The 23,880-nt window shown below is 69.2% G+C and carries 22 protein-coding genes and 1 riboswitch; of the genes, 11 read left to right on the plus strand and 11 right to left on the minus strand.

The window, feature by feature from the left end:
- Positions 1-106: 106 nt before the first annotated feature.
- Positions 107-496 (plus strand): HU family DNA-binding protein, encoded by a 390-nt coding sequence (locus AC3WR5_RS20210; protein WP_492486634.1) that lies wholly within the window; start codon positions 107-109, stop codon positions 494-496.
- Between the two features lie 81 nt (positions 497-577).
- On the opposite strand, the gene AC3WR5_RS20215 is transcribed toward AC3WR5_RS20210, so the two are convergent.
- The 6 genes from AC3WR5_RS20215 to AC3WR5_RS20240 all read right to left on the minus strand — a co-directional run bounded on the left by AC3WR5_RS20215 (position 578) and on the right by AC3WR5_RS20240 (position 8,708).
- Positions 578-3,127 (minus strand): fused MFS/spermidine synthase, encoded by a 2,550-nt coding sequence (locus AC3WR5_RS20215; protein WP_492486636.1) that lies wholly within the window; start codon positions 3,125-3,127, stop codon positions 578-580.
- A 4-nt stretch (positions 3,128-3,131) separates the two neighbouring features.
- Positions 3,132-3,755: a putative 2OG-Fe(II) oxygenase gene (locus tag AC3WR5_RS20220; protein ID WP_492486638.1), complete on the minus strand. Its 624-nt coding sequence runs from the start codon at positions 3,753-3,755 to the stop codon at positions 3,132-3,134.
- A gap of 12 nt (positions 3,756-3,767) precedes the next feature.
- Positions 3,768-4,727 carry a HupE/UreJ family protein gene (locus AC3WR5_RS20225; RefSeq protein WP_492486640.1) on the minus strand — a complete coding sequence of 320 codons (960 nt, stop codon included), beginning with the start codon at positions 4,725-4,727 and terminating at the stop codon, positions 3,768-3,770.
- Positions 4,724-5,581: a peptidyl-prolyl cis-trans isomerase gene (locus AC3WR5_RS20230; protein WP_492486642.1), complete on the minus strand. Its 858-nt coding sequence runs from the start codon at positions 5,579-5,581 to the stop codon at positions 4,724-4,726. Before AC3WR5_RS20230 ends, AC3WR5_RS20225 begins: the two co-directional genes overlap by 4 nt.
- A 126-nt stretch (positions 5,582-5,707) precedes the next feature.
- Complete coding sequence (locus tag AC3WR5_RS20235; RefSeq protein ID WP_492486644.1) at positions 5,708-7,957, minus strand: hypothetical protein; 2,250 nt, start codon at positions 7,955-7,957, stop codon at positions 5,708-5,710.
- Positions 7,958-8,234: 277 nt separating this feature from the next.
- Positions 8,235-8,708, minus strand: a complete 474-nt coding sequence (locus AC3WR5_RS20240; RefSeq protein WP_170200856.1) for a copper chaperone PCu(A)C — start codon at positions 8,706-8,708, stop codon at positions 8,235-8,237.
- 194 nt (positions 8,709-8,902) lie between these two features.
- Here AC3WR5_RS20240 and AC3WR5_RS20245 point away from each other — a divergent pair, with 194 nt between their 5' ends.
- Complete coding sequence (locus AC3WR5_RS20245) at positions 8,903-11,986, plus strand: S8 family serine peptidase (RefSeq protein ID WP_492486646.1); 3,084 nt, start codon at positions 8,903-8,905, stop codon at positions 11,984-11,986.
- A gap of 161 nt (positions 11,987-12,147) precedes the next feature.
- Complete coding sequence (locus tag AC3WR5_RS20250; RefSeq protein ID WP_141287615.1) at positions 12,148-12,996, plus strand: PA4780 family RIO1-like protein kinase; 849 nt, start codon at positions 12,148-12,150, stop codon at positions 12,994-12,996.
- A 23-nt stretch (positions 12,997-13,019) separates the two neighbouring features.
- Here the strand turns inward: AC3WR5_RS20250 and AC3WR5_RS20255 are convergent, their stop codons facing one another.
- Positions 13,020-13,931: a LysR family transcriptional regulator gene (locus tag AC3WR5_RS20255; protein WP_492486648.1), complete on the minus strand. Its 912-nt coding sequence runs from the start codon at positions 13,929-13,931 to the stop codon at positions 13,020-13,022.
- Between the two features lie 86 nt (positions 13,932-14,017).
- Here AC3WR5_RS20255 and AC3WR5_RS20260 point away from each other — a divergent pair, with 86 nt between their 5' ends.
- The 8 genes from AC3WR5_RS20260 to AC3WR5_RS20295 all read left to right on the plus strand — a co-directional run bounded on the left by AC3WR5_RS20260 (position 14,018) and on the right by AC3WR5_RS20295 (position 21,784).
- The gene (locus tag AC3WR5_RS20260; RefSeq protein ID WP_492486650.1) at positions 14,018-15,055 is read left to right on the plus strand and encodes a YeiH family protein; all 1,038 of its coding nucleotides are present in this window, start codon (positions 14,018-14,020) and stop codon (positions 15,053-15,055) included.
- A 36-nt stretch (positions 15,056-15,091) separates the two neighbouring features.
- A riboswitch (TPP riboswitch) is annotated at positions 15,092-15,192 on the plus strand.
- Between the two features lie 116 nt (positions 15,193-15,308).
- Complete coding sequence (gene thiC, locus AC3WR5_RS20265) at positions 15,309-17,210, plus strand: phosphomethylpyrimidine synthase ThiC (RefSeq protein WP_492486652.1); 1,902 nt, start codon at positions 15,309-15,311, stop codon at positions 17,208-17,210.
- A 3-nt stretch (positions 17,211-17,213) separates the two neighbouring features.
- Positions 17,214-18,347: an FAD-dependent oxidoreductase gene (locus AC3WR5_RS20270; protein WP_492486654.1), complete on the plus strand. Its 1,134-nt coding sequence runs from the start codon at positions 17,214-17,216 to the stop codon at positions 18,345-18,347.
- A 97-nt stretch (positions 18,348-18,444) separates the two neighbouring features.
- Entirely contained in the window at positions 18,445-18,636 is a 192-nt protein-coding gene (thiS, locus tag AC3WR5_RS20275; protein WP_492486656.1) for a sulfur carrier protein ThiS, read from the plus strand.
- Positions 18,637-18,640: 4 nt separating this feature from the next.
- Positions 18,641-19,441 (plus strand): thiazole synthase, encoded by an 801-nt coding sequence (locus AC3WR5_RS20280; protein ID WP_492486658.1) that lies wholly within the window; start codon positions 18,641-18,643, stop codon positions 19,439-19,441.
- A 4-nt stretch (positions 19,442-19,445) separates the two neighbouring features.
- Entirely contained in the window at positions 19,446-21,035 is a 1,590-nt protein-coding gene (gene thiD, locus AC3WR5_RS20285; protein ID WP_492486660.1) for a bifunctional hydroxymethylpyrimidine kinase/phosphomethylpyrimidine kinase, read from the plus strand.
- A 58-nt stretch (positions 21,036-21,093) separates the two neighbouring features.
- The gene (locus AC3WR5_RS20290) at positions 21,094-21,312 is read left to right on the plus strand and encodes a hypothetical protein (RefSeq protein WP_492486662.1); all 219 of its coding nucleotides are present in this window, start codon (positions 21,094-21,096) and stop codon (positions 21,310-21,312) included.
- 61 nt (positions 21,313-21,373) lie between these two features.
- Positions 21,374-21,784, plus strand: a complete 411-nt coding sequence (locus AC3WR5_RS20295) for a hypothetical protein (protein ID WP_492486664.1) — start codon at positions 21,374-21,376, stop codon at positions 21,782-21,784.
- Positions 21,785-21,790: 6 nt separating this feature from the next.
- Here the strand turns inward: AC3WR5_RS20295 and AC3WR5_RS20300 are convergent, their stop codons facing one another.
- The 4 genes from AC3WR5_RS20300 to mntA all read right to left on the minus strand — a co-directional run bounded on the left by AC3WR5_RS20300 (position 21,791) and on the right by mntA (position 23,847).
- On the minus strand, positions 21,791-22,192 hold the full coding sequence (locus AC3WR5_RS20300) for a PIN-like domain-containing protein (RefSeq protein WP_492486666.1): 402 nt from the start codon (positions 22,190-22,192) through the stop codon (positions 21,791-21,793).
- A gap of 9 nt (positions 22,193-22,201) precedes the next feature.
- On the minus strand, positions 22,202-22,909 hold the full coding sequence (locus AC3WR5_RS20305) for a DUF433 domain-containing protein (RefSeq protein ID WP_492486667.1): 708 nt from the start codon (positions 22,907-22,909) through the stop codon (positions 22,202-22,204).
- 94 nt (positions 22,910-23,003) lie between these two features.
- Positions 23,004-23,432 carry a type VII toxin-antitoxin system HepT family RNase toxin gene (gene hepT, locus AC3WR5_RS20310; RefSeq protein ID WP_492486669.1) on the minus strand — a complete coding sequence of 143 codons (429 nt, stop codon included), beginning with the start codon at positions 23,430-23,432 and terminating at the stop codon, positions 23,004-23,006.
- Entirely contained in the window at positions 23,422-23,847 is a 426-nt protein-coding gene (mntA, locus tag AC3WR5_RS20315) for a type VII toxin-antitoxin system MntA family adenylyltransferase antitoxin (protein WP_492486671.1), read from the minus strand. Before mntA ends, hepT begins: the two co-directional genes overlap by 11 nt.
- Between the last annotated feature and the right edge of the window lie 33 nt (positions 23,848-23,880).

Below are 23,880 nucleotides of genomic sequence, written 5' to 3' on the forward strand. Positions count from 1 at the left end.
AGATTATCCGCGCGCAAGCAGGGGCGCCACCGGCCAGGCGGGCCGTAGCGCCCCCCTGGCAGAATGCGACCGCCCGATGTTGGGCGTGAGATCTCTTGGAAAATCGATGAACCGTCAGGAACTGATCGAACTGGTTGCGACGCAGCATGGCCTGAGCAAGGCCGAAGCCGGCAGGGTGCTGGTGACGCTGCTGGACGCGGTCGTCAACGCCGTCAAGAAGGGCGGCACCGTGACACTGCCGGGCTTCGGCTCGTTCAAGCAGACCACCCGTGCTGCACGCACCGGCCGCAACCCGGCCACCGGCGACAAGCTCAAGATCGCCGCCATGAAGCTGCCGAAGTTCACCGCGGGCTCGGCTTTCAAGGCCGCCGTGGACCCGAAGGCTGCGGCGCGCAAGGCGGCCAAGGCTGCCACCGCCGTGCCGGCCAAGAAGGCGGCTGTGAAGGCCGCCGCGAAGGCGCCTGCCAAGAAGGCTGCCGCCAAGAAGAAGGCCTGAGGCCAGCGCCCTTCCAGGCTGACAAGGCCCGCCCGCGCAAGCCGGCGGGCCTTGTCGTTTTCAGGCGCCTCTATTCCGGACCTACAAGGCCAGCTGCTTCAGCGCCTCGCTGGCCTCGGGGCGAGCGGGCTGCAGCTGGGCCAGCTCGCTCAGCAGCGCGCGGGCCGCGGGCGGGTCGCTGGGCGCCAGCGCGGTGGCCATGCGCAGCAGCGGGTTGTAGGCCGGCCGGAAATCCGGGCTGGTGTGCAGCACGGCCAGCAGCGGCGCCTGGACCTGGGCCAGCATTTCGCGGGCGTTGCGGGCGGGCCGCACGTCTCGGCCGGCGGCGATGAACTGACGGCGGGCCTGGCCGTAGGCTGACAGGCGCTGCAGCCACGCGGCGTCGGCCGTCATCACTTGCGCGGGCTGCACCGAGACCTCGGCCAGCAGCGCCAGCAGGCGGTCGCGCGGCAGCGAGTCGGGCGCGTAGGTGACGCGCGGCGCAAGGTAGGCGACGACGGGGTGGTCATCGGTGTTGGCGGGGGCGTGGGCGGCGAAACGTTGCAGCGCCGTGGTGTCGGCCACGAAGCTGCCGAGCAGCGCGAAGTCATCGTCCAGGCCAAAGGCGGCCAGGCCGCGCGGGCCAGCGGCGCGGGCCAGGCCGGTGCGCAGTGCAGCGGCGTCGAAGCGGCCGTCGTCGGCCCGGCCCACCAGGCCCAGCACGGGGGTCTCCAGGCTGTCGCTGGCGAGGATGGCGCTGGCTTGCGGATAGGCCAGCAGGAAGGACTGCACGATGCTGCGCAGCGTGGCCCGGTCCAGCTGGTGCAGCGGCAGCCATTGGCAGAACACGCCGCCGGCCGCCAGCCGCTTGCGCACGGCCTCGAAATGCTCCACCGTGTAGAGCGAACCCGAGCCGCTGCGGGCAGGGTGGAAGTTGTCGGAGACGATCACGTCGTAGTGCGTGTCGCCGGCGCGCACGAAGCGGCGCGCATCGGCCGCCACGGGATGCAGGCGCGGCGCGTCGACGAACAGGTGCGACGCGACGATGACCTCGGGCAGCAGCTCGGCCACGTCGACCTGCAGTTGTGGGTCTTCGGCCGCGACCGACGAGGTGACGCCGGTGCCCATGCCGAGGAACAGCGCGTGCCGCGGCGCAGGGTGCAGCAACAGCGGCAGCAAGGCCTGCCGGCCATCCACCAGCCGCGTGGCGCTGCTGCCTTCCTGCTGGCGGTTGTTGATGCGCAGGCGGGAGACGCCTTGTGCATCTTCGACCACGCTGACCGCGGCCATCGCGCCCTCCTGGTAGCTGACCAGCCTGCCGCCCTCGGGCAGCTCGACGAAGGCCAGCGGCGGCGCCAGCACGGCGACTGCGAGCACCGCCGCTGCCGGGGCCCAGCTGCCAGCCCGCCAGCGCGCGCCACCACTTCGCAGCAGCAGGTAGCCGGCAGCCGCCAGCAGCAGCACGCCCTTGGGGCCGAGCAGCGGCACCAGCAAGACGCCAAACAGCAGCGGGGCCAACGCCGCGCCCAGCGTGTTGACGCCCAGGGCGCGGCCCAGGCTCAGGCCACGCGCCATCGCGCCCGCGCTGAGCTGGCTGAACAAAGCGCCCATCACCAGCGTGGGCAGGCCAAAGGCGAGCAGTGCCAGCAAGGCTTCTGCACCCAGCGCCGCGGCCATGCCGCCGCCGGTGGCGGCCAGCCAGCCATCCCGCACCCACTCCGCCGCCCACAGGCTGCCGGTGCCCAGCAGGCAGGCCAGCGACAGGGCGCTGAGCAGGCGGTTCGTCAGCCGCTCATCGTCCGCGGCGCCGGGTCGGCGCAGCCGGGCCAGCAGCGCCGCGCCCAGCGAGGTGCCCACCAGGTAGACCGCCAGCAGCAGTGCAAAGGTGTAGACCGTGTCTTCGGTGACCTGGCTCAGCACGCGCACCACCAGCACTTCATAGCCCAGGCCCAGCAGGCCGGTGAGCGCGAGGCGCAGCATCGGGCCGCGGTGGTTGCCGGTGACCTCCGTGACCTCGACGGGCGGGGCTTCGGCTGCGAAGGCGCGCCAGGCGACCATGGCGCAGAGCAGGTTCAATGCAACGCAGCAGGCCGCCGTGCGCGCCAGGCCCAGCGCCGGCAGCAGCCAGAAGGCAGTGGCCAGCACGCCGACGACGGCGCCCAGCGTGTTGCTGGCGTACAGCGCCGCGAGCGCGCGGCCGGGCTGTGCGGCGCCCAGCAGTTGCTGGCCGACACGCTCCATCGCCGGCAGCGTCGCGCCCATGGCCGCGGTGGCCGGCAACAGCAGCAGGAACATGCCGCCAAACGCGACCGTCCATTGCCAGGCGGCGCCGGGCTGCGGGCCGGTGACGGCCAGCAGTGCACCGCTGACCGCCGGCATCAGCAAGATCAGCAACGCCGCCCAGCCGCCGATCAAGGCTTCGCAGGCAGCGTACCAGCGGGCGGGCCGCGGGCTGCGCGCAATGCGTGGGCCCATCAGCAGCGCGCCCAGCGCCAGCCCGCCGAAGAACGCCGCCACGACCGCCAGCACCGCGGCCGACTCGTGGCCCAGCCACAGCGCGCCCTGCTGCGCCCAGACGACCTGGTAGCCCAACCCGGCAAAGCCGGAGGCCAGCATCAGGCCATGCGCGGCCCACACGCGTTTGACCGCCATCGCTTCAGCCGGAAAACCCGATGGTGTAGCCCCAGGAGTCCAGCCGCGCCGGGATCGCATTGAAGGCCAGCGTGATGCGCTGCTCGCCCTGGTTGGGCGGCACGGCGTGCATCAGGTAGCTGGGGAACAGCACCAGGTCGCCAAGCTCTGGCGGCGGGCTGATCCACTTGTCGGCGTTGTACGGGCCGGTGACGACGCCGGCATGGTCGTTCTTGAACGAAAAGTCGGTACCGCCAGGCGCCTTGATGAACACGGTGCGTGCGCTGGGGTGGGTGGGCGTGAGGTAGACCACGCCGGAGATGAAGCTGTTGGCATGGTTGTGCATGGCCTGCTGGCCGCCCTGCTCCAGCACGTTGACCCACATCTCCTTCAGCGCCCAGGGCATGCGCTGGCCAAACAGCAGCGCGCCGAACTCGGAGAGCTGCGGCGTGAGCAGGCCCGCCACGTCCACCAGCAGCGGGCTGTCGCTGGGGCGCAACATGCTGGTGTGCGACAGCAGCGCCGAGCCGTTGTTCTGCTGCTGCGCCTGCGCCGCGAAATGCGCCACCAGCGCGGCCACCAGGGCCGGCGGCAGCGCGCCGGGCACGCGCATGAAGGGCGTGGCGAACAAGCCGTGAATTTCAGCCATGGCTTGTAGACCTCAACCGAAGATGGCGGCCACGCGCAGCCAGGACCAGTAGGCCGCGATCGAGCCGATCATGTACAGCACGACGCTGCGGGCCTTGGCCAGCTGCGGCCAGCGGCCGCACAACTTCCACAGCAGCATCGCCGCGCCCACCGTCATCAGCTGGCCGATTTCCACGCCGACGTTGAAGGTCAGCAGCGCCACCGGCAGGTGGTTCTCGGGCAGGCCGATCTCCTTGAGCGCGCCGGCGAAGCCCAGGCCATGCACCAGGCCGAACAGGAAGGCCACCAGTGCCGGCCAGCGGCGCGCCAGCGTTTCGCGCTGGTGCAGCGCCTCGCCGGCCACCAGCACGATGGACAGCGCGATGGTCGCCTCCACGGGCGGCGGGCGCAGCGTCAGGATGCCCAGCGCGCTGAGTGCCAGCGTCAGGCTGTGCGCCGCGGTGAAGGCGGTGATGGTCCAGACCAGGCGGCGCTGGAAGCCCACCAGCAACAGCAGGCTGATGACAAACAGCAGGTGGTCCACGCCGCTGAGGATGTGCTCGACCCCCAGCACCGTGTAGGCGCTGGCGACCTCGCGCCAGCCACGGCCGTCGTCTGCCGCGCCGTAGAGGTGCACCGAGGGCTGGCCGGCAGTCAGCGTGTAGACCCTAGACTGGCCGTCCAGCCAATAGACCTTGACCAGCGCGGCCGAGTAGCGCTCGCCCACGCCGGTGATGGACAGCGTGCCGGTCAGGCCGGCCTCGCCACAGTGCAGCACGTTCTCCTCGGCCTGGCAGCCTTCGGGCCAGACAGGGGTCAGGTCTTCGTTGGCGGCGCGCTTTTCGGCGGCGGCCCACATCCAGTAGAACTCGCCGTGCGAAACCTCGCGCAGCTGCATCTCGGCCATGCTGAGCTCGTGTGCCTGAGAGCCTGCGCCCAGCAGCAACAGCAGCGCGGCGAGCAGGCCGCGCAACATCGCATTGAGAGACCTCATTTCGCGCCGGCCTCGTAGCGGATGTTGTACTTTTTCGCCAGCAGCTGCACCGCGGCGCTGCGCTGCTCGGACAGCGTGGCATCGGTCCAGTCCTGCTGCACCACCGGGCGCAACACCTCGAACTGCGCTGGCTTGGCCGGGCTCACGGCCTCCAGCCGCACGGCGCGCCAGCCCTCGCGGGTCTTCTCGGCGCGCCATTCACCGATTGGTGCGGTTTCCAGCGCCTTGGCAAAGTCTTCGCCGTAGCTCAGCACCAGGTTCTGGTGCGGCCTGCCCTTGAAGACCCGCAGGCCGGCCTTGGCGTCGCCCGGCGTGCCGGCGTTGAGCTCGGTGACGAAGGCGCGCACGGCGGCCTCGGAGCTGTCGCCGTCCAGCGCGGCTTCCTGGAAGTCGAAGCGGGCGGGCTCGTCGTATTTCGCGCGGTGCGATTCGAACCACTTCTGCAGCGTCGCGTCATCTGCGGGTGGCAGCTTGGTGTTGGCGTCCACCACGCTCAGCGCCTTGAAGATCACGCGATCACGGATCGCGCTGTCACCGCGGTCGACCTGCAGCGCCAGGCCTTCGCGGTACAGCACCTCGTTGTCCAGCCAGACCTTGCGCAACGCGGCCAGTTCCTCGGCGTTCGGATCGCGGTTGCGCGAGGCCTTGAAGATCTCGATGGCTTCCTTGTCCACCGCGGCACCGACGACGATGGTGTGCGGGTCGTCGCTGCGGCTGATCAGCAAATGGTCGGCACCGAACAGCAGCGCACCCAGCACGAGGAAGTGCAGCAGCGGCTCGCGGGTCCAGTTCAGCAGCCCGGCACGGGGTGCGGACTGGGCAGCGGCGGGCTTGGCGACAGGATCAACAGGCATCGTCAGCGGAGTGGACATGATTTCTCGACAGAACAACCATAACAACGGAAAAAGGCGCCGCGCGAAATCGCGCGGCGCCGTGCGGCGGTCAAACAACTGCCGCAGGGACGGATGGGTCCAGCCGGCTTACTTGACGCCGGCGACCTTCACCGAACCCTTCACTTCCACGTAGACCGGGTTGCTGTAGAACCACAGGTCAGACCAGGCGGCCACGTCGTACGACACCATCTTCTGGCCGTTGACCACCGCCAGGTGGTTCGGGCAGCCGTTGATCGTGCCGTTGGCGGCCGTCCAGCTCACGCCGTTTTCAGGCACGTTGGTGCCGGCGACCGTGCAGGGGATGCGCAGCTTGCTGGTGTCGTTGGCATTGGTGAACAGGTCCGACAGCGGGTTGCCGCTGGCATCGGTCTCGTAAGGCGTGGCGGCCGGCAGGTTGCTGCCGCGCAGACGCACGTACTGCGAAGCCACCACCGCCGGCAGGCGGTAGGACATGCGCAGGTAGGTCGTGCCGTCGGTCGTCGAGACGATCGAATTCCAGCCCTTGGGCGCGCTGAAGGTCTTGACGATTGCGGCCGAGGTGTTCTTGGCAGCAGCCGGCACGACGGCCAGGTCAGCGGTGACGCCATCGGCGCTCAGCCACGCGGTGTTGCGCGGCCATTCGCCCGAGTAGTCGGCAGCACCCGGCGTCTTGAAGCCCGAGACCATGCCGCGGATCAGGTCCACGTGGTCCAGCACCGGCTTGTTGATCGGCTGGTTCATGCCCACTTGGGCGAGCGACGGGTTGGCGAAGCTGTAAGGCGCGTAGTTGGTGCCAGCCGGGTCGCGCACCGAGATGCCGACCACCACGTCGTCACCCGCGTCCACCACCAGCTTCTCGCCCATCGAGACGCAGTTCGCGTGGTTCACGACGCTGCCCTTTTCGGCACCGGCGTAGGCGTAGTTGCGGACTTGCGAGTCGGACAGGTAGGCCGAGGCGTTGGACTTGCAGACCACCAGGCCCAGGCGGTCGATCAGCTGGCCGTCCACTGCGAAGCTGTTGCCGGTGCGCAGGCCGTCGACGATGGTTTGCGGGCGCAGCTTGTCCTGGCCGTTGCGCACCATCACGAAGTCGCGCTGGTATTCGCCGGGGTAGAAGTCTTGCGACGAGCGGCGGTCATCCGGGCCGAAGATGCCGCGGTTGTGCCAGTCGGAGCTGGAGAAGAACCAGTAGTTGCGGCCTTCGCCCAGCAGTGCGTCCCACACGCCGCCGATCACGCCACCGTACACGCCGGTGCCGCCGTAGGTCGTGCCGCCCACCGAGTCGACCTTGCCGGTCGGGAAGGTGTTGCGCAGGACCTGGTATTCACCGCGGTTGTTGGCAGCGCCATGGCCCGGGTGGGTCTCGAAGCCGAAGGCGATGTTCGGGGCTGCGTTGTTGAAGTCACGCAAGTGCTCGATGTTGAAGCCGTTGTTGCCGTCCGGGTTGAACGGGCCGGCGCGCTCCAGGTGGGCCGGCACGTAGTAGCTGGCGTTGCCGTGGTTCTGGGCCATCCACTTCAGGGCTTCGACCGTCTTGGCGTGGCCGGTGTTGCCGGAGCCGGTGCCGCTGGCGGGGATCAGCTTGTGCGCGGTGGCGTTCCAGCTCGGGTCGGCGGCGTTCAGGCTGCCGGTGACCGAGCAATCCCAGTTGTTGCCGGTGGCGGTGCCGGTGGTGTTGCCGCGGCTGGTGTCGGTGTCGCCACGGTCGAAGCAGTAGGACCACTGGGCCAGCGCATTGGCATTGCCCACGGCCTTGTAGCCCGGGCCGGTCGGCAGCGTGACCTTGTCCAGCTTCTTGGGCATCTGGCCGGTGACGACGGACATCGAGCTGTGCTCGTGGCCGGCGACGACCGATTCCATGCCGATGAACAGCGGCACATTCTTCTGGGCCGAGAGGTATTCCAGCAGCGGGTACTGGTATTCCTGCACCGACTGCCAGCGCCACATGTTGCCGTTGCCGCCCACGCCGCCGCCGTCGCCCTTGATGGCGGCCGCGCCGATGGAATTGGTCCACGTCGTCGTCGGGCCCTGGCCTTCGACAAACGGGTAGGCCGGGGTGCTCAGCGTGGCGTCTTCCACCAGCGTGCAGTTGCGGTTGCCGTTGCCGCCGTGGCCGGCTTGCACGAACCAGTCGAGGCCGAAGGTGCCGTCGGTCTTGTCGGTCACCTTGCTGACCAGCTTCTGCATCGAGATCGTGCCGTCCGAGCAGGTGGTGTGGTTGTGGAAGTCGCCGGTGACGTACTTGCCGGAAGGGGTGGATTCGGCCTGGGCGGCCGAGGGAGCGGTGATGGCAGCGGTGCTGCCGATCGCGGCGATGGCAGCCAGCGCAAGCGGGCTCAGGCCAGTTCGGAACTTCATGAAGCTACTCCTGATCGTTGTGTTTGGGACGCGTTGCATCCCGTGGGTGGGCCTGGTTCGGCCAGTGAAGGTCGCCAGGCACCCGAAAAAGGCACTGCGGCGAAGTGCGCATGGTCGTCACATGAGGTGACATCCTCGTGACTGCCGGACGAAGTCCAGCAACTGGCTTCAAGTTCGATGGCTCGGCAAACGCAGGCCGGCGCCGGGCCGCCCCAAGCGGCCTGCACAACCTGCCCGGCGGGTGGTTCCGCGTACCCGCGGAGCCGGGTGCCCCGATTCACTTGATGGACTGGTTGCGGGTGTAGGACACGTCGATGTCGGCGTCGACCACGCCGGCCTTCTCGAAGTGCAGCGTCAGCGGGTATTCGCGGCCCAGGCCCAGCGGCTGCTTCAGGCCCAGCAGGCGGATGTAGGTGGTGTCCTCGTGCAGCACCAGCACCTGGCCACGCCGGATCGGCAGGTCGATGGCACCCGGCCGCGCGCCCATGCCGCCGATCTCTGCCGAGCTGGCCAGTGGCGAGGTGACGCCGATCAGCCGGTCGTCTTGCACCACCTCGTCCAGCGTCATGCCGACGATGACGCTGCTGTCACCTGCCAGCGTCTCACGCGCGTAGGGTTTGTAGACCCGCAGGCTGCTGCAGAAGAACTCGCAGGCCCGCGCGGCAGGCAAGACCGAAACCAGGCCCAGCGCGCCAGCGGCACGCAGCAGCTGCCTGCGCGAGGCACGCAGGCTCAAAAAAGTAGCATCCATGGCGCGAACCGTAGCGATGACGCATGACAAGCCGACGACATCCGCCCGGCAACGGCGCCAAAGCCCGCTCATCCCCCTAGTTACAAAACCCCACAGTGCTGAACGCCTCGTTAACGTCGGCGATTCACCAGCGCAGGCAGTCCTACCCGGGCAGCACTCGGCGCCTCAACGTTTGTTTTTGTGGAGTTTGGGTCATGAGCTTTTTTCCCAGGACTGTCCGGCTGACGCAGCTGATGCTGCTTTCGGGCGTGATGTCGGCGTCATTCGCGGCCACCAGCCCGAGCGCATCCCGCAGCTACATCGTGCTGTTGAAGGAGGCCCCGGCGGCCAGCTACCGCGGTGGCGTGGCAGGCCTTGCCGCCACCCAGGTGCCCGAGGGCCAGAAGCTGAACGCCCGCGCCGCGGCCGTGCAGGCCTACCGCGCCCACCTGGCCGGTGAACAGCAGAAGCTGATCAGCTCGCTGGGTCCGGTCAAGCTGCTGCACCGCTACAACGTGGCCTTCAACGGCTTCTCGGCCGTGCTGACCGAAGCGCAAGCCAAGAAGCTGCGCGCCAACAGCGCCGTCTCCAGCGTGCTGGCCGACGAGCGGCGTGAAGCCACCACCATCACCACCCCGCTGTTCCTCGGCCTGGACGGCCCTGGCGGCGTCTGGACCAAGAAGGTCCAGGGCGTGCTGGAGAAGGGCGAAAACGTCATCGTCGCGGTGGTGGACTCCGGCATCCAGCCCGAGAACCCGGCCTTCTACGACCATGTGGACGCCAACGGCACCCCCGTGAAGACCGGCGGCACGCTGGCCTACCAGCCGCTGCCGGTCGGCCAGTACAGCGGCACCTGCACCACCGGCGCCGGTTTCACGGCCGACTCGTGCAACAACAAGCTGATCGGCGCGCAGGTCTTCAGCGCCGGCTACCAGCAGGCAGTCGCCCAGGGTGCCGTCACGCCGTTCCTGAACTTCTACGACGTGCCGCGCGACGAAGTCGGCCACGGCTCGCACACGCTGTCCACCGCCGGCGGCAATGCCAACGCACCGGCCTACACCTCGGCCGGCATCTATGTCGGCACCACCAGCGGCATGGCGCCGCGCGCCCGCGTGGCCACCTACAAGGCCTTGTTCGGCACCATCGCGGCGGACGGCTCGCTGGGCGGCAACGGCTTCAACAGCGACCTGGTCGCGGCGATCGACCAGGCCGTGGCCGATGGCGTGGACGTCATCAACTACTCGATCAGCGGCTCGCAGACCAACCTGCTGGACCCGGTCGAAGTGGCCTTCCTGAATGCCACGGCGGCCGGCGTGTTCGTCGCCGCGTCGGCCGGCAACAGCGGCCCGGGCAACCAGGTCGCCCACAACAGCCCGTGGCTGACCACGGTGGCCGCGTCCACCCACGACCGCCAGTTCATTGCCGACCTGTCGCTGGGCAACGGCACCGGACCGTACACCGGCGCCTCGTTCGACCCGGCCGCGCTGCCCTCGGCCAGCATGGTGCTGTCGAGCGACATCCCGGCCGCAGGCGTGCCGGTGGCGAACGCCAACCTGTGCTTCCTGAACTCGCTGGACAGCACCAAGGCCGTCGGCAAGATCGTCGTCTGCGACCGCGGCACCAATGCCCGCGTCGAGAAAAGCCAGGAAGTGGCGCGTGTCGGTGGTGTCGGCATGGTGCTGATCAACCCGAGCGCCAACACCGTCGTGGCCGACTTCCACAGCGTGCCCACGGTGCACCTGGACGCGCCCTCGCGCACCGCCGTGCGCAACTACGTGACGAGCAGCGGCGCCAGCGCCACCGGCGCCATCAGCGCGCGCTACCAGGCACCCAACGTGGTCGCCCCGATCATGGCCTCGTTCTCGTCGCGCGGCCCGAACCTGGCCGAGCTGTCGGTGATGAAGCCCGAGATCACCGCGCCTGGCGTGGACGTGATCGCCTCGGTCACCTACGCGCAGCAAAGCCAGGCCGACCATGACGCGATCCTGGCCGGCACGCTGGTGCCGTCGCCGGTGGTCGAGTCGTACCAGGGCACCTCGATGTCCACGCCGCACATCGCCGGCATTGCCGCACTGATCAAGCAGGCCCACCCGAACTGGCCGCCGGCCCAGATCAAGTCGGCCATGGTCACCAGCACCACCGGCGTCAAGCTCGCCAGCGGCGCGCCGGACACCAACCCCAATGGCTACGGCGCTGGCCACGTGAACCCGCGCGGCGCCGCGGATCCCGGCCTGGTCTACCCGATCAACCCGGCCGACTACCTCAGCTTCCTCTGCGGCGCCAACTGGCTCGCCGCGGATGACGCCAACTGCCTCGCCTTTGGCAGCGCCGCGCCGAGCAACCTGAACCTGCCGACCGTCGCGGCCGATGTGCCGGGCACCCTGACGATCAAGCGGCACGTGCGCAATGTCGGCACCGGCCCGGCGATCTACTCGGCCAGTGCGACGGTGCCCGGCTTCGTTGCCACCGTCACGCCGCCCACGCTGAGCCTGGCCAAGAACGAGGTGGCCGCCTTCACGCTGACGCTGAAGACCAATGGCGCGGCGCTGAACACCGGCGTCTTCGGCAACCTGAGCTGGACCGATGGTTCGCACGTCGTCACCAGCCCGGTGCTGGCGCGGGCGCGGGCGCTGTCGGCCCCGGCGGTGCTGTCCAGCACGGCCGCCACCGGTTCCGCCAAGTTCAAGGTCGCCTATGGCTTCGACGGCGCCACCAGCGCGCTGGTCACCGGCCTGAAGCCGGCCACCCGCACCGCCGGCACCGTGGCGCTGAACGCCCAGGTCTGCTTCAACATCAGCGTGCCGGCCGACGCGCTGGTGGTGCGTGCCGCGCTGTACAACGCCGACACCTCCGGCAACGGCGGCGACGACCTGGACATGACGCTGCTCAACCCGTCCGGCACCACCGTCGCCTCCAGCGGCGGCGCCACGGCCGACGAACTGGTCAGCGTCACCGCCCCGGTCGCTGGCACCTACAAGGCCTGCGTGCAGGGCTACAACCCGGTCGGTGGCAGCAGCAACTTCACGCTGTCCTCTTGGGTGCTGTCGGCTGCCGATGCCGGTGGCAGCCTGGCCGTGACCGGCCTGCCGACCACCGTCGCAGTGGCCGACCAGGCCTCGGTCAAGGCCAGCTGGTCCGGCCTGGCCAACCTGCGCTACCTCGGTGGCATCCGCTACGCCAAGGGCGATGGCTCGACGGTCGGCACCACGCTGCTGACCGTCGAACCCAATGCGCCCAGCCTGACGCTGGGCGCCAGCGACATGAGCGCCCGCAAGGCGCGCATCGCCGCCTCGCGCTGAACCTCGCAGGCGCTCCGGCGCTCGCCTGCCAAGGCAGGCCCGAAAGGGCCTGCCTTTTTTCATGGGCGGGGCCGTCATGGGCCTTTTGCCGGCCAGGGCACACAATGCGGCAGTCCCGAAAGGGTCTGCCCTCTGCCTGCCTGAACTGTGATCCCTGCCCGATGAAAGCCCCGAAGCGCCTGCAATCCCTGATCGACGAGGGGCTGGTCGACAGCGTCCTGCGCCAGCTGATGAGCGGCAAGGAAGCCGCCGTCTATGTCGTGCGCTGCGGTGACGACACCCGCTGCGCCAAGGTCTACAAGGCCGCCACCGAACGCAGTTTCCGCCAGGCGGTGGACTACACCGAGAACCGCAAGGTCAAGAACACCCGCCAGGCCCGCGCCATGGCCAAGGGCACGCGCTTTGGCCGCGAGGCCGCCGAGGCCGCCTGGCAAAGCGCCGAGGTAGACGCGCTGTACCGCCTGGCCGCCGCTGGCGTGCGTGTGCCGCGGCCCTACAACTTCCTCGACGGCGTGCTGCTGATGGAGCTGGTGGCCGACGCCAACGGCGACGCCGCGCCGCGCCTGAACGACGTGCAGTTCACACCCGAGGACGCGCTGCGCCACCACGCCACGCTGCTGCGCGAAGTCGTGCGCATGCTGTGCGCCGGTGTCGTGCACGGCGACCTGTCCGAGTTCAACATCCTGCTGGCCGAAGACGGGCCGGTCATCATCGACCTGCCCCAGGCGGTGGACGCCGCCGGCAACAACCACGCCCAGCGCATGCTGCTGCGCGACGTGGAGAACCTGCGCAACTTCTTCGGCCAGTTCGCCCCCGCGCTGCTGGCCACCCAGCACGGCGCCGAGATGTGGGACCTCTACACCCGCGGCCTGCTGCACCCGGACACGCCCCTCAGCGGCGAGTTCAAGTCCAGGCAGGGCCCGGTGGACCTGGGCAGCGTGCTGCGCGAGATCGACGACGCCCGCGACGAAGAACACGCCCGGCAACTGCGCCAGCAAGAGGCTGGCTGATCGCGGTGCCGCCCGGCCGCCGCTCAGGCTGGCAAGGGCGTGTCGGCAGCGGCCGCCAGCAAGGTGATGAAACGCTGCAATGCCTGGGTGGGCTGCTTGTCGCGGTGCGTCACCCAATGGCACTGGCGGCGCAGCGGCGGCAGCGGCGTGCGCAGCTCGACCAGGCGGCCGGCAGCCAGTGCGTCCGCCACCAGCCAGCGCGAAAGGCAGGCCACGCCCAGGCCAACGATTGCGGCCTGGCGGATCGCCTCCGAGCTGCCCAGCGCGATGCTGCGGCGATAGCTGCGCAGGTGCGGCAGCAGCGCCTGGTCCATCGCCTCGCGGGTGCCCGAACCAGGTTCGCGCAGCAGCCACACACAGTCGCGCAAGGCCTTCAGCGCCAGCCTGGCCTCGGTGCCGGCCGCCGCCACCAGCACCAGTTCGTCGGTCAGCCAGGGCTGCACCTGCAGCGCCGGTTCGTGGCATGGCCCTTCGATCAGCCCGATGTCCAGCTCAAAGGCCGCCACCGCCGCGCAGACCTGCGCAGTGTTGCCCACCCTCACCTCCGCCTGCCAATGCGCCGCCTGCCGCGGCACCTCGCGGTAGAAGCGCTTCAGCAGCCCCGGCAGCAACTGGCTGCCCAGCGTGGTGCTGGCACCGATGCGCAGCGCCTGCAGCTGCGCGTCCGGGTTGCGCGCCATCTGCTCCACGCCGGCCGCGCCATCCAGCAGGCCCAGTGCGCGTGGCAACAGCGCCCGCCCGTTGTCGTTGAGCAGCAGCCGCTTGCCGGCGCGGTCAAACAGCTTCAGCCCCAGCAGCCGCTCCAGCTCATTGACCGCCGCGCTGGCGGCCGATTGCGACAAGGCAATCGCCTCGCCAGCCGCGCTGGTGCTGCCTTCGTGCGCGACGGCCACGAAGATCTGCAGCTGGCGCAGCGTGAGGCGCAGGATGTTCATGGTCGATCTCTTTACCTGTTAGTTCGCTTGATCTTAGCCATACAAGCCGTTGGACGGGTCACTTCCAGGTGCGGACACTGGCGCCCATGCTGTCCCGTGCCTTCTCCGCCCCCGTCTTCACCTGGCCCCGCCTGCTGCCCGGATTGCTTGCCAGCGCCGCGCTGGCCATGCTCGCTTCCGAACTTGGCCGCTGGACGCCCTTGCAGGCACTAGGCCTGGGTCCGTTGACCTTGGCGCTGCTGCTGGGCCTGGTGGCGGGCAGCGTGCTGGGCGGTGCGCGCTGGCAGCCGGGCGCGTCTGCCGGCGTGCTGTTCTCGCGGCTGCGGTTGCTGCGCGCGGGCGTGGTGCTGTACGGGCTGCGGCTCACGCTGCAGGACGTGGCGCAGGTCGGCTGGGCCGGTGTGTTGGTGGACGCGCTGGTGCTGGCCAGCACCTTTGCGCTGGCGGCCTGGGCCGGGCCAAGGCTGGGCGTGGCACGCAACACCGCGTGGCTGATCGGCGCGGGCAGCGCGATCTGCGGCGCGTCTGCGGTGTTGGCGACCGAGCCGCTGCTGAAGGCCCGCGCCGAGCAGACGGCAGTTGCGGTGGCCAGCGTGGTGCTGTTCGGCACGGTGGCCACGCTGCTCTACCCGCTGCTGTTTTCGTGGAGCGGGCAGGCGCCGGGCTTCGGGCTGTTTGCGGGCGCCACGCTGCACGAGGTGGCGCAGGCGCTCGCCGTTGGCCGCGTGCTGCCTGCGGAGATCGGCGACGCGGCGGTCGTCGCCAAGATGCTGCGCGTGATGATGCTGGCACCATTCCTGTTGCTGCTGTCGGCACTGCTGGCACGGCGCGGCGGCAATTCAGGCACCTCTTCTAAACTGGCATTGCCCTGGTTCGCATTTGGCTTCATCGGCATGGTGCTGCTGCGCTCGACAGGCTGGTTGCCCGCCGCCTGGCTGCACGCCGCACAAGGCCTGGACCTGGCACTGATCGCCACCGCGATGGCTGCACTGGGCCTGGCCACGCCGCTGGCCCTGCTGCGCCGCGCCGGTCCGCGGCCCCTGCTGCTGGCGGCGCTGCTGTTCGGCTGGCTGCTGCTGGGCGGCGGGCTGATCACAGCGGGGGCCAGCGCCCTGTTGCGCTGACGGGTTTTTCCCGCGCGCGGCAATGCGGCTACACTCCGCCTCGCTCCGGGGTGCGCACAGCGCTGAGAGGACCGAAAGGTCCAACCCGTGAACTTGATCCGGTTCGTACCGGCGGAAGAAGAGCGCATGCCCGATTGGCCGGGCGTGCAACCTGGGCCTGGGGCAGACGTGTCCTCGGCCCGGTTGCATCCACCCCGGCCAGCAGGCGGTCTCCGGAGCACTGACCTTTGTGCTTGCCATCCAGGAGACCGCCATGAACGCACCCGAATCCTCTGCCGCCCAGCGCTTCGCTACCGAACTGGCCGAGGCCTGCGCAGCCTTTCCAGGTTCGCGCAAAGTCCACACGCAGCAGGCCGTCACGACGCCGCAAGGCCCGCTGAAAATCCACGTGCCGATGCGCGAGATCGCGCTGAGCAATGGCGAGCGCGTCAGCGTCTACGACTGCACCGGCCCGTACACGGACCCTGCCGTGGCGGTGGACGTGCGCCGCGGCCTGCCCGGCCCTCGCACCGAATGGGTGGCCGCACGCAGCGACACCGAGGCCTACACCGGCCGCTCGCATGACGTGCAGGACGACGGCGGCGTGCGCACGCCGCAAGGCGCCGCACGGCTTGAAGCGCTGCGCGCCCAGGCCGCCGGGCTGCAGCGCACACCTCGCCGCGCCAAGGCCGGCGCCAACGTGACCCAACTGCACTACGCGCGGCGCGGCATCGTCACGCCGGAAATGGCATTCGTGGCCGAGCGCGAAATGGGCCAGCGCGAATGGATGGCCGCGCACCTGGGCAATGCCGAGCGCGAGGCCCGGCTGCGCGGCGACGGCCGCGGCGCGCGCATCCCGGCCGTCATCACGCCCGAATGGGTGCGGGGCGAAGTTGCCGCCGGCCGCGCCGTGATCCCCGCCAACATCAACCACCCCGAACTGGAACCGATGGCCATCGGCCGCAACTTCCTGGTCAAGGTCAACGCCAACATCGGCAACTCCGCCCTGAGCTCCGGCGTGGAGGAAGAGGTGGGCAAGCTGGTGTGGTCGCTGCGCTGGGGCGCGGACACGGTGATGGACCTGTCCACCGGGAACCACATCCACACCACGCGCGACTGGATCGTGCGCAACAGCCCCGTGCCCATCGGCACCGTGCCCATCTACCAGGCGCTGGAGAAAGTGGGCGGCGTGGCCGAGGATCTCAGCTGGGCGATCTTCCGCGACACGCTGATCGAGCAGGCCGAGCAGGGCGTGGACTACTTCACCATCCACGCCGGCCTGCGCCTGCCCTTCATCCACCTCACGGCCGACCGCCGCACCGGCATCGTCTCGCGCGGCGGCTCCATCCTGGCCAAGTGGTGCATCACGCATCACAAGGAGAACTTCCTCTACACGCACTTCGAAGAGATCTGCGAGATCATGAAGGCCTACGACGTGAGCTTTTCGCTGGGCGACGGGCTACGGCCCGGCAGCCTGGCAGACGCCAACGACGAGGCCCAGTTCGCCGAGCTGCGCACGCTGGGCGAGCTGACCCAAGTCGCATGGAGGCACGACGTGCAGACCATGATCGAAGGCCCAGGCCACGTGCCCATGCACCTGATCCAGGCCAACATGGACGAGCAGCTGAAACACTGCCATGAGGCACCTTTTTACACGCTGGGCCCGCTGACCATCGACATCGCCGCCGGCTACGACCACATTGCCAGTGCCATCGGCGCCGCGATGATCGGCTGGATGGGCACGGCCATGCTTTGCTACGTCACGCCCAAGGAACACCTGGGCCTGCCGGACCGCGACGACGTGAAACAAGGCCTGATCGCCTACAAGATCGCTGCGCACGCCGCCGACGTCGCCAAGGGCCACCCAGGGGCCCGCGCACGCGACGACGCGATGAGCGCCGCGCGCTTCGAGTTCCGCTGGGAAGACCAGTTCAACCTCGGCCTGGACCCGGACACCGCGCGCAGCTACCACGACGAAACCCTGCCCAAGGACGCCGCCAAGCACGCCCACTTCTGCTCCATGTGCGGCCCCAAGTTCTGCTCGATGAAGATCACGCAGGACGTGCGCGACTTCAGCGAGGCGCAGAAGAAGGAGGCCGAAGCCGGCATGGCCGCGAAGTCGGCCGAGTTCAAGGCGGCGGGCGGCGAGTTCTACATTCCCATCCAGCCGGCCTGAGCGATGGCCAGCATCGCCACCGAGGGCCGAACCGGCCTGCATGTCGCCATTGCAGGCGCCGGCCTGCTGGGGCGGCTGCTGGCCTGGCGGCTCTCGCGAGCAGGCCACCAGGTCACCGTGGTCGACCCGGCGCCCGGCCCGCAGCCACCGCCAGTCGGCAGCATCGCGCCGGTGCAGCACGCCGCAGCCTTCACCGCGGCCGGCATGCTCAGCCCGCTGGCCGAGCTGGACAGCACCGGCCCGGCGCTGGCCGCGCTCGGCTGGCGCTCGCTGCCGCTGTGGCGCGCCACCTGCGAAGCGCTGGGCCGGTCCGAGCTGTTCCGCCAGCACGGCAGCCTGCTGCTGGCGCACCCGGGTGACCGCGGCAGCGCGCAGCGCCTGCTGGCGCGGCTGCACGAAGCGCCGGCCGGCACGCCTCAGCCTGGCGCGCTGGACGCGACGCAGCTCGCTGCGCTGGAGCCAGCGCTGGCGCCAGGCCTCGTTGGCTGGCACTTGCCCGGCGAAGGCCAGGTGATGCCACGCGAGTTGATGGCTGCGCTGCATGACGGCGCGGCCAACGTGAGCTGGCGTTGGCGCGAACGCGTCACCTCGGTGACGGCTCGCACGCTGAGCCTGAGCGACGGCGAAACGCTGCGCTGCGACTGGGCCATCGACACTCGCGGCGTGGCCGGCCAGGTCGGCGCGCTGCAACCTCGCGGCGTGCGTGGCGAGCTCGCCTGGCTGCATGCGCCGGGCCTGCCGCTCACGCACCCGCTGCGGCTGCTGCACCCGCGGCACCGCGTCTACCTGGTGCCGCGGCCGGGCGAGGTGATCGTCGTCGGCGCCAGCGAGATCGAAAGCGAAGACCGCTCGCCGCCCAGCCTGCGCAGCCTGGTCGAGCTGCTGGCCGCGGCGCACAGCGTGCTGCCCGAGCTGGCCGAAGCGCGCCTGCTGCACCTGGAAGCCAACCTGCGCCCGGCCCTGCCGGACCACCACCCGCGTTGCCACGCCGAGCCCGGCCTGCTGCAGATCAACGGCCTGTTCCGCCACGGCTGGCTGCTCGCGCCTGCCCTGGTGGACGACGCGCTGGCCGCCTGCGGCCTTGTGCCCAAGGAGACCCCACATGCTGACACCCATGTCCCTCAACTCGCGCATTGACGCGGCGCATGAGGAAACGCCGGGCCGCCCCCCAGTTTCCTCATCCCCCTCGGGGGGCCTGGCGCGAAGCGACAGGTCTGGGGGCGCACGCCTCGTGATGCTCAACGAACAGCCGCTGCCGTGGCGCGAAAGCCTCAGTGCTGCCGCATTGCTGGCCGAACAGGGCCAGCCGGAGGACCGCGTGGCCACCGCGCTGAACGGCGAATTCCTGCCACGCCACGCCCGCGCCCGCACGCTGCTGCAGCCGGGCGACGAGCTCACCGTGTTCCGCGCCATCGTCGGAGGTTGAAGCGATGATCGAACCCACTGCCTGGACCATCTACGGCACGCCGCTGCAAAGCCGCTTCCTGATCGGCAGCGCCGGCTACCCGTCGCCGCAGGTGCTGCAGGACGCAATCCGCGCCAGCGGCGCACAGGTTGTCACCGTGGGCCTGAAGCGGGCGCTCGCCGGTGTTGCCAATGATCGACCGGACAACGGCTTTGTCGCCCTCGCGCTGGCCAGCGGCGCGCGGCTGCTGCCCAACACTGCCGGCTGCCGCAGCGCCCGCGAAGCCATCACGCTGGCCCACCTGGCGCGCGAGCTGTACGGCACGACGTGGTTGAAGCTGGAAGTCGTAGGCGACGAGCACACGCTGCAGCCCGATCCGTTCGAGCTGCTGGCCGCCGCCACGCAACTCGTGAAGGACGGCTTCGAGGTCTTCCCCTACTGCCTGGATGACCTGGTGAGCTGCCGCCGCCTGCTGGACGCCGGCTGCGAAGTGCTGATGCCCTGGGGCGCACCCATCGGCTCCGGCCAGGGCCTGCTGAACCCGTTTGCGCTGCGCACGCTGCGCGAGCGCCTGCCCGGCGTGCCGCTGATCGTGGACGCCGGCATCGGCGCACCGTCTCACGCCGCACAGGCCATGGAGCTGGGCTTCGACGGCGTGCTGCTGAACTCCGCCGTGGCCCAGGCGCGCGACCCGGTGCGCATGGCGCGCGCCTTCGCCAGCGCCATCGAGGCCGGCCGCCTCGGCTTCGAAGCCGGCGTGATGGCCACGCAGGACTTCGCCGTTCCCAGCACCCCCGTGCCCGGCCACCCCTTCCTGATCGGCTGAAGAGATGCCTGAATCCAACGAACTGCCACGCATCGCCAGCGTGGCGGGCACCGACAGTGGCGGCGGCGCCGGTCTCGCCGCAGACCAGCGCGCCGCCGATGCGTTCGGCGTACACCTGTGCCCGGTCGTCGCCGCCGTCACCGCGCAGAACAGCCGGGCCGTCACGCATGTCGAGCCCATGCCACCCGCGCTGCTGCAAGCCCAGTTGGACGCGCTCGCCGCGGACCTGCCGCCGCGCGTGCTGAAGACCGGCCTGCTGGGCAGCGCCGCGAACGCCCGCATCGTCGCCCGCTGGGTGGACCAGCAACGCCGCCACGGCCCGCTCGCGCTGGTCGTCGACCCGGTGTTGCGCGCCACCACCGGCGCCACGTTTGCGGACGCCGAGTTGCTGGCCATCTACCGCGAAGAACTGCTGCCGCGCGCAACCCTCGTCACGCCCAACCAGCGCGAAGCCAGCGTGCTGCTGGGCACCGAAGGCGGCATACCCAATCAAGCCACAGCGCTGCGCCGCCTCGGCGCCGAAGCCGTGTTGATCACCGGCGGCGACGCAGCCGACCCACAGCTCGCGCTCGACTGGCTGGACGCCCCCCACGCCCAAGGCTGGCTCAGCCTGCCGCGCATCGCCACACGGCACACGCACGGCACCGGCTGCACGCTGGCCAGCGCCGCCGCAGCAGCATTGGCCCACGGCTTCACCAGCGCAGACGCCGCCGTGCTCGCCAAGCAGCTCACCGCCCACGCGCTGCGCCAGGCCACGCCGCAAGGCCAGGGCGCGGGTCCGGTGCGGGCGATGCACGGCTGGAGCGGCCATTCCACCGAACGCCCGTTACCGCGCCTGCACATCGGCAACGAAGCACCAGAAGCCTGGTCCGCACCGGCCCGTTCCAGCACCTTGCGCGAAGGCCTCTACGGCATTGCCGACAGCGCCGAGCGCATCGAACAACTGCTGGGCGCTGGCCTGCGCCAACTTCAACTTCGCATCAAGCGCCCGCCGGGCCTCACCAGCGCAGAGGCCGAACGCTGGCAGTCCAACTACCAAGCCCAATTGCGCCAATCCCTCGCCGCCTGCGACGCTGCCGGCGCCATCCTGTGGATCAACGACCACTGGCAACTCGCCCTCGCCACCGGCGCCCGCGCCCTTCACCTCGGCCAGGAAGACCTGCTCGCGCTGAACGAACCGGAACGCCGGCAACTCCGCCAGGCCCAGGCGAGCGGCATCGCCCTCGGCCTGTCCAGCCACAGCCCCTGGGAACTCGCCCGAGCCGCAGCCTGGACCCCCGACTACATCGCCTGCGGCCCCGTCTGGCCGACGACCACCAAGGACATGCCGTGGCGCCCGCAAGGGCTGGACAACCTGGCATGGTGGGTGGCGAATTCGCCGGCGCCGGTGGTGGCGATTGGCGGGGTACTGACGCCCGAACAGGCTGGCGCCGCCAAGGCGGCGGGCGCGCACAGCGTCTGCGTCGTCAGGGGCTGGGGGCCGGAGCCGAGCGCAACGATGCCGGCATGGCTGGCGGCACTGACCGCACAGGCGTCCGCCCACGCGGAACGCCCGGACTGGCCGCATGCCACGCTGCCACCCGCCGTTGCATGACCGCCATCTCGGCTTGCGACTACGATCACCCCTTCAACACAGAACAATTGGAACGAACATGGCCGACCTGGAACTGCTCCGTAAATTCACCTCCCAAAAAATGCCCGTCCGCCTCATGGCCGCCGAAGAGTTCAAAGGCGCTCAGGCCTTGGCAGCCCTTGGCTACATCAAGCTCGCAATGCCGCCGGTGAATTCCGGCAGAGGCGCATATGGCAAGCAGGATGCTGCGCTGGTGCTGGCGATCACGCCCACGGGGAAGCGGGCGATTGCTGGCTGAGGTGCGCTGATTCTTGAGCTCAGCGCAGGGCGCGGATCGCCAGAAACGTCCATGAGGTCACATGAACAAGACGCCTCGTTTCACCGCGGTGTTCGCGGTACTTTTGGCGCTGAACGCTCCGGTTGGCGCATGGGCCAAAGTCAGCGTCTCGGTCATCCTCTGCTTTGAACCGAACGTTCGCGTCATCTCGCCCGGTGCAGCAGGGCACCTCGACCGCTTCGCAGAACGTTCAAGAGCCACTGGGGAACCTGTGGGCCTGTTCGCCATTACCGTTGGCGATGCAGACCTTGAGGTCCCAGCGGCCAGCGCAGCTCGAATCGATGACCTGGTGGCCGCTCTCGTCGGGCGAGGCATCAGGTTTCCTGCCACCCATGCCGACCGCATCGAAGCCTCTGCAAGCGACATGGGCTGCCCTGCACATCAACTCGCAATTGAGCTTGAGGCGCTGTTTCCTCACGACGGTTATCGATAGATCCAGCTACAGGCTCTGAAATTTCTTGCCGGAAGCGTGCTTCCAAGGCAGGCGATAGCTGCCGCCCTCTGTCAGCCGGGCATGCTCCAATACCTGCGGCCACCAAAGCACCAGGCGGGCCGATTTCAACCAGAACGGTTGTTCTGACCATTGGCGGTCCATCACGTAGACAGTGTGGCCGGCGCGCCGTAAGGCCTCGCGTTCCTGGCCTCGGCTCTTGGCGAACTTGTCGATGCTGACGATGTACCAACCGGGCCCCAGGGCCGGTATCCATTCCAGATCGGGTGAGTTGCGTGGGAACCTGTCGTTGAGGTGGATCACCTCATCAACGCCGCTTTCGGCACTGGAAAGCTCGCGAATGGCGTGCGCGAGATCAGGTGGAAGGTTGGCGTCGAACAGGAATCGCACGCCGAATGATCACGCTGCGAGTTTCTGCTCGAAGGCGACGGCCGCCTTCACCTCTTGCGGTTTGACGCGGTAAAGCCGCGCGACCCGATCAACGTTCTTGCCTTCCGCGCTGAAGGCAGCAGCCAAAGTGTCCGTGGGCACACCGCCCTCGGCGACGATGGGCTCGCCGAACTGGACTTGCGGGTCCAGTACCACCAGGCGTTTCTTCGGCACCGGGAACCAGCGCAGGGCGCTGGCATCGGCCCCGTACTCGATGCCTTCGAGCAGGCTGGGCCGGATCACGGCGTCCATCGCGAACTGCCGCTTGCGCACGTCCAACAGCTTCGGATCTTCACCAGCACGCTCGACCGCTTCCAGGAAGATTTTCTTCCCATCGGTGACGAAACGCCGCGAATGCAAGGGGTAGTCGCCCAGGGTCTCGCGCGCCACGTCGATGGTGGCCCGGATCACTTGCAGACTGACGCCCTGCTCAACGAAGCGAGCCACGGTGCGCAGTTCCAGCAAGTCGTGGAAACCCAGGATCTGTTCGTCGCCAAACTCTTCATCGCCGGCGTATTGCAACGCCCAAAGTGGGCCCGAGACCTTGCGACCGTCGCCGTATTTCCAGGAATAGCCCTTCAACCAGCGGCGCACGGTGCGCAACTCTGCCCCCACGAGCCGTGCAGCCCGTGACAGCGGGTACAGGCCAGTGCCGAGGAGGGTGGGTTGTTTATCCATGGTCAACGGCCAGTTTAAGGCAACGCTGTTCGCAGGAGACCGTTCAGGATCACCAGGTGACGCGCAACTCTGGAACCGCCCCGGCGCGTCCGCTTCAACTGCCACCCTTGCCCGCATCTCCCAGCAGCAAAGCCTGGCTGTAGCGCAAAAAGCCATCCAGATGGTTCTGGATGATGCTCACGGTGATGGGCAGTTGCAGGGCTTGGTAGTCATGCACGGCGATGTTGCGGAAGCCGACCATGCGCTTGAGTTCATCGGCCAGGGGCGCGTCGATCCAGCCGCCTTGCGCCAGCAGCGCGAACACGTCGCGGGCGCTTTGAGGCACCCCAAGGCGCTCGCGGCGGACCATGTGCTGGCCCATGTCCAGTGCGGCTTCGCAGGCGCGCTGGATGTTGAGGATGGCTGCGTCCTGGCGGGTGAAGTTGGTGGCGAAGCTGGGTGGGTCGGCGGCGTATTCCTCGCGAGCGCGGCGCACGCAGCGCTCGATGGCGGCGGCCTTGTTGATCAGCACGTCATCGGCCATACACGGTTCCCTCTGCCTGGATGTCGGCCAGCAGGCCGGCACGCGCCTGGTCCAGCTCGGTCTTCTCGCTCAGGATCGCCGCTTCGTAGAGGGCGGCCTGTGCGTCCAGCGCCCACCAGCGCTGCCCGGTGGTGATGACCTGGTACTGCATGACGGTAGAGGTCGCGCGCAGATCGAGCAGGTCGACCGGGCAGCCGCTCAGGTCTGCCAGGTCGCCGGCCAGTTCCCACAGGACCAGCGGTTCGACCTGGCCTGCCACCAGCACCGCCATGTCGAGATCGCTTTGCGGCCCTGCCGTGCCCTGGGCGCGACTGCCAAAGACGTACACGGCCAGGAGCCCAGGCAAACGGTCTCGCAGGGTTGACAGCAGGGCCTCGCGGGGCAGGGGCAGCGGAATTTGAGAGGCAGCCAACATGGTTCGCGTTGCGTGTGATGCCGGGAAGGGCGT

Source organism: Ideonella sp. FW305-24, assembly GCF_058788035.1.

Bases quoted from the DNA above. Each gene is read 5' to 3' on its own strand.
- AC3WR5_RS20210 (WP_492486634.1), top strand. From the start codon at position 107: ATGAACCGTCAGGAACTGATCGAACTGGTTGCGACGCAGCATGGCCTG.
- AC3WR5_RS20215 (WP_492486636.1), bottom strand. From the start codon at position 3,127: ATGGCGGTCAAACGCGTGTGGGCCGCGCATGGCCTGATGCTGGCCTCC.
- AC3WR5_RS20220 (WP_492486638.1), bottom strand. From the start codon at position 3,755: ATGGCTGAAATTCACGGCTTGTTCGCCACGCCCTTCATGCGCGTGCCC.
- AC3WR5_RS20225 (WP_492486640.1), bottom strand. From the start codon at position 4,727: ATGAGGTCTCTCAATGCGATGTTGCGCGGCCTGCTCGCCGCGCTGCTG.
- AC3WR5_RS20230 (WP_492486642.1), bottom strand. From the start codon at position 5,581: ATGCCTGTTGATCCTGTCGCCAAGCCCGCCGCTGCCCAGTCCGCACCC.
- AC3WR5_RS20235 (WP_492486644.1), bottom strand. From the start codon at position 7,957: ATGAAGTTCCGAACTGGCCTGAGCCCGCTTGCGCTGGCTGCCATCGCC.
- AC3WR5_RS20240 (WP_170200856.1), bottom strand. From the start codon at position 8,708: ATGGATGCTACTTTTTTGAGCCTGCGTGCCTCGCGCAGGCAGCTGCTG.
- AC3WR5_RS20245 (WP_492486646.1), top strand. From the start codon at position 8,903: ATGAGCTTTTTTCCCAGGACTGTCCGGCTGACGCAGCTGATGCTGCTT.
- AC3WR5_RS20250 (WP_141287615.1), top strand. From the start codon at position 12,148: ATGAAAGCCCCGAAGCGCCTGCAATCCCTGATCGACGAGGGGCTGGTC.
- AC3WR5_RS20255 (WP_492486648.1), bottom strand. From the start codon at position 13,931: ATGAACATCCTGCGCCTCACGCTGCGCCAGCTGCAGATCTTCGTGGCC.
- AC3WR5_RS20260 (WP_492486650.1), top strand. From the start codon at position 14,018: ATGCTGTCCCGTGCCTTCTCCGCCCCCGTCTTCACCTGGCCCCGCCTG.
- thiC (WP_492486652.1), top strand. From the start codon at position 15,309: ATGAACGCACCCGAATCCTCTGCCGCCCAGCGCTTCGCTACCGAACTG.
- AC3WR5_RS20270 (WP_492486654.1), top strand. From the start codon at position 17,214: ATGGCCAGCATCGCCACCGAGGGCCGAACCGGCCTGCATGTCGCCATT.
- thiS (WP_492486656.1), top strand. From the start codon at position 18,445: ATGCTCAACGAACAGCCGCTGCCGTGGCGCGAAAGCCTCAGTGCTGCC.
- AC3WR5_RS20280 (WP_492486658.1), top strand. From the start codon at position 18,641: ATGATCGAACCCACTGCCTGGACCATCTACGGCACGCCGCTGCAAAGC.
- thiD (WP_492486660.1), top strand. From the start codon at position 19,446: ATGCCTGAATCCAACGAACTGCCACGCATCGCCAGCGTGGCGGGCACC.
- AC3WR5_RS20290 (WP_492486662.1), top strand. From the start codon at position 21,094: ATGGCCGACCTGGAACTGCTCCGTAAATTCACCTCCCAAAAAATGCCC.
- AC3WR5_RS20295 (WP_492486664.1), top strand. From the start codon at position 21,374: ATGAACAAGACGCCTCGTTTCACCGCGGTGTTCGCGGTACTTTTGGCG.
- AC3WR5_RS20305 (WP_492486667.1), bottom strand. From the start codon at position 22,909: ATGGATAAACAACCCACCCTCCTCGGCACTGGCCTGTACCCGCTGTCA.
- hepT (WP_492486669.1), bottom strand. From the start codon at position 23,432: ATGGCCGATGACGTGCTGATCAACAAGGCCGCCGCCATCGAGCGCTGC.
- mntA (WP_492486671.1), bottom strand. From the start codon at position 23,847: ATGTTGGCTGCCTCTCAAATTCCGCTGCCCCTGCCCCGCGAGGCCCTG.